Annotated in this window: 9 protein-coding genes and 1 pseudogene; 3 read left to right on the forward strand and 7 right to left on the reverse strand. The window is 39.8% G+C overall.

Annotated elements, in window-relative coordinates; translation table 11 throughout:
• Nucleotides 1–35: 35 nt before the first annotated feature.
• From ACZFYI_RS10260 to ACZFYI_RS10270, 3 genes are read right to left on the reverse strand one after another with little or no spacing between them, the layout of a single operon-like run.
• Complete coding sequence (locus ACZFYI_RS10260; RefSeq protein WP_462524038.1) at nt 36–401, reverse strand: CoA-binding protein; 366 nt, start codon at nt 399–401, stop codon at nt 36–38.
• Nucleotides 402–406: 5 nt separating this feature from the next.
• On the reverse strand, nt 407–1,363 hold the full coding sequence (locus tag ACZFYI_RS10265; RefSeq protein WP_462524039.1) for a GNAT family N-acetyltransferase: 957 nt from the start codon (nt 1,361–1,363) through the stop codon (nt 407–409).
• Nucleotides 1,364–1,374: 11 nt separating this feature from the next.
• A complete protein-coding gene (locus ACZFYI_RS10270) occupies nt 1,375–2,190 on the reverse strand; it encodes a 1-acyl-sn-glycerol-3-phosphate acyltransferase (RefSeq protein WP_462524040.1) in 816 nt (271 codons plus the stop codon).
• A 232-nt stretch (nt 2,191–2,422) separates the two neighbouring features.
• On the opposite strand from ACZFYI_RS10270, the gene ACZFYI_RS10275 reads away from it, so the two are divergent.
• Nucleotides 2,423–3,256, forward strand: a complete 834-nt coding sequence (locus ACZFYI_RS10275; protein ID WP_462524041.1) for an SDR family NAD(P)-dependent oxidoreductase — start codon at nt 2,423–2,425, stop codon at nt 3,254–3,256.
• 50 nt (nt 3,257–3,306) lie between these two features.
• Here the strand turns inward: ACZFYI_RS10275 and surE are convergent, their stop codons facing one another.
• From surE to dnaG, 4 genes and pseudogenes are all read right to left on the reverse strand, one after another.
• Nucleotides 3,307–4,089: a 5'/3'-nucleotidase SurE gene (gene surE, locus ACZFYI_RS10280; RefSeq protein WP_462524042.1), complete on the reverse strand. Its 783-nt coding sequence runs from the start codon at nt 4,087–4,089 to the stop codon at nt 3,307–3,309.
• A 5-nt stretch (nt 4,090–4,094) separates the two neighbouring features.
• Nucleotides 4,095–4,730, reverse strand: coding sequence for a hypothetical protein (locus ACZFYI_RS10285; protein WP_462524043.1), 636 nt, complete (start codon nt 4,728–4,730; stop codon nt 4,095–4,097).
• Between the two features lie 110 nt (nt 4,731–4,840).
• On the reverse strand, nt 4,841–6,064 hold the full coding sequence (locus tag ACZFYI_RS10290) for a bifunctional 3,4-dihydroxy-2-butanone-4-phosphate synthase/GTP cyclohydrolase II (protein WP_462524044.1): 1,224 nt from the start codon (nt 6,062–6,064) through the stop codon (nt 4,841–4,843).
• Between the two features lie 85 nt (nt 6,065–6,149).
• Nucleotides 6,150–8,071: pseudogene (dnaG, locus tag ACZFYI_RS10295) on the reverse strand (DNA primase).
• 186 nt (nt 8,072–8,257) lie between these two features.
• On the opposite strand from dnaG, the gene ACZFYI_RS10300 reads away from it, so the two are divergent.
• Both ACZFYI_RS10300 and ACZFYI_RS10305 read left to right on the forward strand, forming a co-directional pair.
• Nucleotides 8,258–9,349: an Mrp/NBP35 family ATP-binding protein gene (locus ACZFYI_RS10300; protein ID WP_462524045.1), complete on the forward strand. Its 1,092-nt coding sequence runs from the start codon at nt 8,258–8,260 to the stop codon at nt 9,347–9,349.
• Nucleotides 9,350–9,357: 8 nt separating this feature from the next.
• The gene (locus tag ACZFYI_RS10305) at nt 9,358–9,606 is read left to right on the forward strand and encodes a NifU family protein (RefSeq protein WP_462524046.1); all 249 of its coding nucleotides are present in this window, start codon (nt 9,358–9,360) and stop codon (nt 9,604–9,606) included.
• Nucleotides 9,607–9,634 lie beyond the last annotated feature (28 nt).

Consider the following 9,634-nt stretch of genomic DNA (forward strand, 5'->3'; position numbering starts at 1 on the left):
TGGTGTATGAACATTTTTTTAGAAACAAGAAAAAATCAATATTGACCGGTACTCAACAAAACAAGAGTACATCCTTCCATAGTTTTTATGCCGTTTGCATTGCCAAGTTTTTCAAATGCAGGATTCTCTGTACCGGGATTGAAAATGATTCTTTTTGGCTTTAATGAAATGATGTAATCATACCATTCAGTTTGGTTTTGAGGACCAAGGTAGAGTGTCACTGTGTCAACACCCTTCACTGCGGGTTTTTCCCTAATGTTCAAAATTTCATTGCCAAAAACGACGCCTGTTTTGATCCCAACAGGTACTATCGGAATTTGACGTTCTGACAGCATCTCTGCAGCCAAGTAGGCATACCTTGAAGGATTTGTGGATGCTCCTATGATTACTGTTTTTTTCATAATTCCTACCCTCTGCTTCCAAAAATCCTATCCCGCTCAAAAGTCTCGATATGTCTTTGTTTTTTACTCTCATATATGTCTTCTAAAGTGATCAAAATACCCGTTTCTTCAACAGCACCAAACTCATCATTCATCGCAGTGCCAAAAGATTTCATCGTCGGGGATAGGTTCATATAGGTATTGATCAACGGAGGAATATTCTCCCCTAAAGCCCTTACCCTGCTATTGAGGACTTTGTATCCTTCCTTATAATCAAGACCATTGATCTGCTTGGAAAATTCAGAAACGTCTGTTTCATAAGTCAACCTCAAAGACTCATGGGGAGAGACCAGATTTTCATTGTCAGGAAAATAATAGTGCATAAAATACAACAAAAAATCCCTGGCTTCCCGGTTATAATGTGGGTACATCGTTACTTTTCCAAAAAGGTATTTGATATCAGGATTAAGCTTTACCACCGCACCTAAGCCATCCCAAAGGTTGTCCAAAGAAAAAATTCCTTTTCTGTTATTCAGACTTGGTTGGTACTGAGGCTGAACAAATGACCTTCCAAGTTCAATAGTTGATGGAATATATTCTTCTATGAATTTGTCTGAAAAAGAAAATAAATGGGCTGTAGACAGGTTGATATTTCCTTCTTTGTCTATTCCTGCTTCTCTACATTTTATAAGCCTATATCCGGCTACAATCTCTTCATCTTCAGGGTTCCAAGTGATGAGTTGCTGGTAACAGTCTGGGAGAATGTCATTGTCATCAATATCGAGAGAGAGTCCAGTCCCTCCACCAGCTGCCCTGAATGTCAATTCCCTCAACCTTCCAATTTCTCTTAAAGTGTTGGGAGAATTATGGTGGTTGATCAAATAAATCAAGTTGTTCCCATTATTAGAATAACGCAGGAACCTTTCGGGAGTAAGTTCCTTTTTTAATAATTCTCTGTCAATTGCCGGGATTAGCGCTTGCATACATCTATAATTTAGGCCATTCTATAAACAATATGCTTTACTTCCTCGGCCCATTCGCTTTCACTTTTTGATTTATCAAAGTAACCGTAAGGAATCGGTTTTCCTACATGGATGATTACTTTTTTACCTCTTTGGGAAAACATTTCATCCGGAAGATAAAACATTTCAATATTGGTTTTGAAACCTATCCTTTTTCTTAGATTGGCGAAGTTATAGAAGAAATTTGAATTTCTTCCTTCTATGTATACCGGGACAATGTCCTTTTTATATTTTTTGGATTTGCTTATAAAACTTTTTTTCCATTCAAGATCTTTGATTCCCACCTCCTGTTTTCGGGAAACCAATCCGGCAGGAAAAACCAAAACAGCAAACTTACCACCATAGGTATCTTCAATCAGCTTCGAAACGTCCCTGCTATTGGATCCAAGTTTATTGACCGGAACAAAAAGGGGCTCAAAGTTTTTGATATTGGTCAGGATGTCATTGACCAAAAATCTCAGGTCTGTCCTGTATTTTCCCAAAGCATACATGAAGGCTATCCCGTCCATTCCACCCAAAGGATGGTTAGAAGCAAAAATAACCGGTCTGTCAATGGGTATGTTTTCTGCTCCTGTAAGCGTCACCTCCACTCCAAACTCCCCGATCAGCGCATTGACGAATTCCATTCCATATAAATGACCGATTTTGGCCATGACTTTGTTTATTTCATCTTCATGCACCACCCTTTTGACGTAATTCACCACAAACCCCGGCAGCCATTTATGAAGCCCGGGATTTTTGCTTTTAAAAACTTGATCAATGTCAATAAACGGTTTCTGATTTTCCACTTGGTAAAGGTGAATCTATTCGATAATGAAGTAGGTTTCTCGTAACTCGCTAGTCCCCAACACAAACCGAATTCCTGAATGCCGCAGGTTTCTTTTTTGTGATTTTGTGGAAAATAACTTGGCTAAAAATACAAATTTTTTAATTTGTCACACGCATAAATTGGGGGCTTTGAAAATTAGTTTTCTTGAACCATATGTGGCTAAAAGTGTTTTAAGACTAAAACCAAAACAAATGAAACTCGCTATTACAGGACCCACTTCCGGAATCGGAGCAGTAGCTTTTTCCCAACTCGCTCCCCATTTTAATGAAATCTTTTTGATAGCAAGAAATGCCTCAAAGGCAAAAAAGCAAATCGAAACTCTCTCAACGCAGGATCAAAAAAAAGTCACATTTATTTATTGTGACCTGACTGATATGGAATCGGTGGTCCTTGCCGCCAAAAGCATAGGAGAAAAAACATCAAGTTTAGATGTTTTGATCAACAATGCCGGGGGGATTTTTCAAAACAAGGAAATCACCAAAGATGGATTTGAAATGGGTCTAGCAGCAAATCATTTGGGCCATTTTCTTTTGACTCACCACCTGATGACTCTGCTTTTGGCTTCACCTAGACCAAAGGTCATCAATGTAAGTTCCGAAGCACACCGAGCAGCAAAAGTGGATTTCGATGATCTAAATTATGCAAATAAAAAATTCAGCTCATTTGTTTCTTATGCTAATGTGAAGCTCTTCAATATATTATTTACCAAATCATTGGCGGACAAATTCGGAGATGCCGGTTTACAGGCCTATGCACTCCACCCAGGTGTTGTCAAAACCAATTTTGGAAAAGAAACTTCGGGGTTTTTTGGATTCTTATGGAAACTTTCTGCCCCATTTATGATTACTGCCGAAGAAGGTGCAAAGACAACGATTTACCTTGCAAAATCAAAAATAGATTCATTGAAAAATGGCTATTATTTTAAGAAAAGCAAACCGTTAAAACCCTCCTCAGAGGCCAATTCCAAGAAAATGAGGGATAGACTTTGGCAAGAAAGTGAAAAGATGCTGGCGAAATGGTTATAAATTGATACGGTACCTAAACAAAAAGGAGGATGAAATATCCTCCCTTTTGTTTACAATTCATCCCAGTTCCATTCTTCATTGATCTGACTGATAGCATGATGGGCGGTCAAGTCATATTGGCAGGGAACGATGGACACGTAGTTATTGGCAATTGCCCATTCGTCATTGTCTTCTCCTTTGTCAAAATTCACAAAATTACCCGCCATCCAATAGTATTTTCTTCCATTAGGATCAAATCTCTCGGAAAATTCCTCCTGCCATTTGGCATGGGCCTGACGGCAGACTTTGACACCCCGGATAGGTTCGTTTCTTTTCGGGGGGAAATTGACATTCAAAGCAACTCCCTTTGCAATTCCGTGGTCCAAAACCTGCTTGGAGATTTTATAAACGTACTCTTCCACATGGCTGAAGTCAGCTTTGGAAGAATAATCGCACAAACTGAATCCGATCGAAGGAAGTCCCTCTAAGGCCCCTTCAATAGCTGCTGACATTGTCCCAGAGTACAATACTGAAATGGAGGTATTGCTTCCATGGTTGATTCCGCTCACTACTAAATCAGGTTGGCGGTCTTTCATCACGTGGTGTTTTGCAAGTTTCACACAATCTGCCGGTGTCCCGCTGGACTTATATGCAATCACGTCTTCAAAAATATCTTCTTCGTAAAGTCTCAGGGTTTCTCCGATAGTGATGGCGTGCCCCATGCCAGATTGCGGACTGTCGGGCGCAACCACCACGACATCTCCGAGTTTTTTCATCACATTTACCAATACCCTGATGCCTTTGGAAGTGATCCCGTCATCATTGGAAACCAAGATCAATGGTTTTTTTGACATAAAAATTATTTTATTTGATTGTAATATGCTGTAATGCGAAGCAAATCACCACGCTGGTCATGGGTAAGCCTGTTTTTTCTCATGTACAATTCCACCTCGTCCGACCTATCATAGAGGATGTCCAGAAGTTCTTTTTTCTTTTGAGAATATTTTTGGATTTTTCCATCCTTGAGAAAATAAAAGTTAAAGGCAAGTTTGTAAACACCGGACATGGGAGGGCCCCAAATAGGGTTCATAGCCATCGGAGAATACATACCCATCCCTCTGTTGTCAGTCGTGATATATTCCCTGCACAAAAGGACGATATTATTCCCTTCTGTCAAAATCTCAAAGAAAATGGGGGTTTCGTATTCTCCTGTAAGGGAATAAGGCAAGGAATAGAAAGTCCTCACTCCCCCATATTGCTCATCGAAAATCTCAAACTGAACAACATTGGAAGCACCGAAAGTTTCAATTCCGCTATCTTGAAGCTGGACTAGGTTGTTTTCTAAGTCGTATTTCAAACTTCCTTGAAATACCTGTCCATTTGTAGTAGTTATCTGTCCTTTATGCCAAATATTTGATGGGAATTGACCGCTTTGGGCCACTCCAATCAAGTTAAATAAAAACACGAAGATAAATGTAAGTTGTATGTGCCTCATCTCATTCAGGTTTTGGGTCCACATGAATAACGAATACTAAATTGAATTGGTTGATACAATTTAAGTTTTGTTAGGCAGAATATCGAATTTCATCCTGTCAAAATCTCCCATTATTTGACATTTTTAAGTATGGTATGCCCCATCTTATCCCTCTTGGTAGTCAAGTATTTTTCGTTATGAGGATTTGGTGCTATTTCAATGGGAATTTGTTCAATGATCTCAAGTCCATAACCAAGAAGTCCTACTCTTTTGGTAGGATTATTGGAAATCAGCCTGATTTTGCTCACACCCAAATCCCTCAAAATCTGCGCCCCTACCCCATAGTCTCTTTTATCCATCGGAAGTCCGAGTGCAAGATTTGCCTGGACTGTATCCATTCCCTGTTCCTGAAGTTTATAAGCTTTAAGTTTATTCAACAACCCTATACCTCTTCCTTCTTGATTCATATAAAGCACAATGCCCTTACCTTCTTTTTCGACCATTTCCATGGCTTTGTGAAGCTGGGGGCCACAATCACACCTACAACTGCCAAAGATATCGCCTGTAATACAGGAAGAATGTACCCTGACCATGATGGGTTCGTCGATATTCCATGAACCTTTAATCAAAGCAAGGTGAAGGTCTTCTGTATTGGTCTGCCTGAATGCTATCAGGTCAAAATCACCCCATTTGGTAGGAAGGTCTACCCCAATTTCTCTTTTGATCAGACTTTCGTTTTTTAACCGGTAAGCAATCAAATCTTTAATAGAAACCAATTTCAGATCGAATCGCTTGGCCACCTCAACTAGGTCAGGCAATCTTGCCATTGTACCATCTTCATTCATTATTTCGACGAGTACGCCTGCAGGAGACAATCCTGCCAATCTTGCAAAGTCTATGGCAGCTTCTGTATGACCTGATCTTCTGAGAACACCTCCCCTTTTTGCCTTCAAAGGAAATATATGTCCCGGCTTTCCCAATTCGTCAGGATGAATACTGTCATCAATCAATGCACGAATGGTTTTGGCACGGTCACTGGCAGAAATACCCGTGGTACAGCCATGGCCTATCAAATCCACCGATATAGTAAAGGGAGTTTCAAATGCTGCAGTATTATTTCCAACCATGAGCTGCAAGCCCAATTGTTCACACCTGTCTTCAATAAGCGGTGCACAGATCAGTCCACGGCCATGGGTAGCCATAAAATTGATGATTTCGGGGGTGACTTTTTCTGCAGCACAGATAAAATCCCCTTCGTTCTCCCTGTCTTCGTCATCTACAACAATGATAACTTCCCCACTTTTTATTGCTTTTATTGCCTCTTCTATGGAATCGAGCTGAATTGAATTTGACATGGTAGATTTTTGGATTCTGAATAATTAGGTCGCAAAATTAGTACCCTTTGCATAACAAAACAGGAATTGACCAATTAAAGTTTGGTCAATAACTCACTACAATTCCTAATTGTCTGTCGATTTCCACCTGAAATTTCTTGAGTTCCATGTAGATTTCTAGCCTTTGGCTAATTACTTCTATATCCAATTTCTCATCATCAGCTTCTTTGATTTTATGTTTTGCTTCTTCCAGCAATTTTTTGATTACTTTTTTCTTCAAATGCAAAACATTATCATAAACAGTCTTGGCCAAGTCATCTGCTTCGTGATGTGTGAAAATCTGAAACCTTGTTTCCCAAAGTGTTGAAAGCTCGTACTTCCTCGTGATCAGGTGAATGACTTCATTTTTTACTTCATGGTCACCAAAATTCAAAAAATATTCAGGTTGGGGCAATATGCCTTCTGACAAAGCATTTTTATAGATAGTGAGAATTTTATTAAAAACTGCTGTTTCGAAGTTGAGTTCTGCCGTCTCCTGAAGCAGGTATTCACAAACCCTTGTTTCTTCAGAGACCATTTCAAAACCGTAACTGACCAAAAGACGCATCATCTCCCGTTCCTGAATATAAATAAGCGAAGAGGAAGAAGCAGGCGTTTCTTTGGTCGGAAGTAAGTCTTCAAAATTGGTTTCCTGTTCCAAATCCCTTTGTTCCCGGAAGTATTTTTCCTTTTCAGTCTTGACAAAGATCTTATTCAGTTCGGTCTGAATGATATCTTCATCTATATCGAGAAGGTTTGCAGACTGCTTGATATAGACTGACCTGATAATGGGATCTGGAATTTTCCCCAAACTGCTGACTACTTGACGGATCAGATCTGCTTGTTTGATTGGATCTTTAGCCGCTTCTTCCGCATAAAGACCGATCTTGAAAGCGATAAAATCCTGCGCTTTTTCCTCCAGGTATTCTTTGAATGCAAGAGAACCTACTTTTCGGGAATAACTGTCGGGATCTTCTCCCTGAGGAAAAACCACGGCTTTTACATTCAGTCCACCCTCCAAAATCATGTCTATCCCTCTGAGAGATGCCTTGATACCTGCAGCATCACCATCATAAAGTACCGTGATGTTGTCCGTGAATCTTTTGATCAGTTTGATCTGATTTTCGGTAAGGGAAGTGCCTGAGGAAGCAACGACATTCTCGATACCGGCGAGATGCATAGAGACCACATCGGTATATCCTTCAACGAGGTAACAATTATCCTTTTCCCTGATTGATTTTTTTGCCTGAAAAATACCGTAGAGGATGTCACTTTTGTGATAAACCTCTGTTTCAGGCGAATTGATGTATTTGGGCTGCTTTTTGTCTTGAGTCAGAATCCTTGCGCCAAATCCAATCGGTTTCCCTCCGAGATTATGGATGGTGAAAGTGACTCTTCCTCTAAAACGGTCATACAGCCTTTCGGCCTCACCTTCTTTTTGAAGGATCAAACCGGCTTTTAGTAAAATTTCTTCAGAATGACCGGCCTGTTTTGCAGATTTGAGCAAATGGTCCCAACCATCAAGGGCATATCCAAGATCAAACTTTTCAATGATTGAGGGATTAAATCCTCTTTCTTTGAAATAACTTAATCCAATCGCCTTACCTTCTTCAGTTTGGAGGTTTTGCACAAAAAAGTCCTTTGCAAAATTCAGGACGATATAAAGGCTTTCCTTTTCATTAAAAGCCTGAACAGCCTCAGGGGTAATCTGCTTGTCCTCCTCAATTTCGATTCCGTATTTCTGTGCCAATTGAAGCCGATCCCCTCAATATCCATCACAAATTGGATCGGGTCACCGGCTTTGCCACAGCCAAAGCATTTATATATCTGTTTGGCAGGAGAAACGGAGAAAGAAGGGGTACTTTCATTGTGAAAAGGACAGCAGGCCCAGAGGTTTTGGCCCTTTTTTTTCAAAGGTACATAATCATTGACCACCTCCTCGATGTCCACCCTTTCTCTAACCTTGTCTGTGGTATTTCTGCTGATCACTTTTCCTAAATTTTGGGATTCAAAGATAAAAAGTATTCCATCAAAAACAGGACGGATGCAATACGAAACTTATTGCTAGGGAAGAAAGTTAATTATTTTGAAATATTTCATGCTTGATGTATTACATAGGTTTTTCAATTGCTATAATTATAGCCTATTTTGCAGTCGGTTTTACCTCATTTAAAAATGAAAATAGAAAAAAACGACATTCTTAAAGCACTTTCCAAGGTTCAGGATCCTGATTTGAAAAAAGATTTGGTCACTCTTGGGATGATTCAGAATCTGGAAGTAGAAGGAAAAAAAATCAGTTTTAAAGTTGTACTTACCACTCCTGCCTGTCCGCTCAAAGAAGTCATTAAGAATAATTGCATAGAAGTCTTGAAGGAGACATTTGGAAATGAAATTGATCTTCATATTCACATGAGCTCTAATGTAACGAGCAGTAGGGCAAATGCTCCTCTGCTTCCCCAGGTCAAAAATATCATTGCCATAGCATCAGGAAAAGGTGGTGTTGGAAAGTCCACAACAGCCTCCAACCTCGCGGTGGCATTGGCAAATATGGGGGCAAAAGTCGGATTGATTGACGCTGATATTTCAGGTCCATCTATACCGATAATGTTTAACGTAGAGGCAGAGCAACCATCTGTAAAGCAATTGGATGGAAAAAACATCATCATACCAATAGAGCAATACGGAGTTAAATTGATGTCGATAGGCTTTTTGACTCCTGCAGACTCTGCTGTGGTATGGAGAGGACCGATGGCAAGTTCTGCCTTGAAACAATTTATAGGAGACGTCGAGTGGGGGGAATTAGATTACCTTCTGATAGACCTGCCTCCAGGCACTTCTGATATACACCTGACCATGGTTCAAACAGTACCTGTGACAGGTGTAGTAATTGTTACCACTCCTCAAAAAGTGGCTTTGGGAGATGCTACTAAAGGATTGACCATGTTTAGACAACCCCAAATAAATGTTCCCATCTTAGGTGTTGTGGAAAATATGGCTTATTTTTCGCCAGAAGAATTGCCGGAAAATAAATATTATTTGTTCGGAAAAGAAGGAGGAAAAAGACTTGCAGAAAGGTTTGATGTCCCTCTTTTGGGAGAGATTCCGATAGTGCAGAGTATTAGGGAAAGCGGTGATTCCGGCTTTCCTGCAGTTTTGAAATCAGGAATTACCGAAAAAGCATTTTCAGCATTGGCAGAAGCAGTCGCAAGACAAATCGCAATCAGAAATGCTGAAAAAAATAAAACTGAAATTGTACAAGTAAATTGATAAGATAAATGAGTTTCCCCTTAAGTGAAAGAATTGAAGCCGCATTGGATAGCATCAGGCCTTATTTAGAGGCAGATGGTGGAAATGTAAGAGTAGTGGAAGTGACCGATGATTTTATTTTAAGATTAGAACTGACAGGATCTTGCAGTTCCTGCCCTATGTCAACCATGACACTGAAAGCCGGTGTTGAAGAAGCAATCAAAAGGGCAGTTCCTGAAATTGTCAAAGTAGAAGCTGTCAATATTTTAGTCGCATAATTTTATCCTGATGAGAATAGATTCTTTT

It is taken from the genome of Aquiflexum sp. (assembly GCF_977115555.1).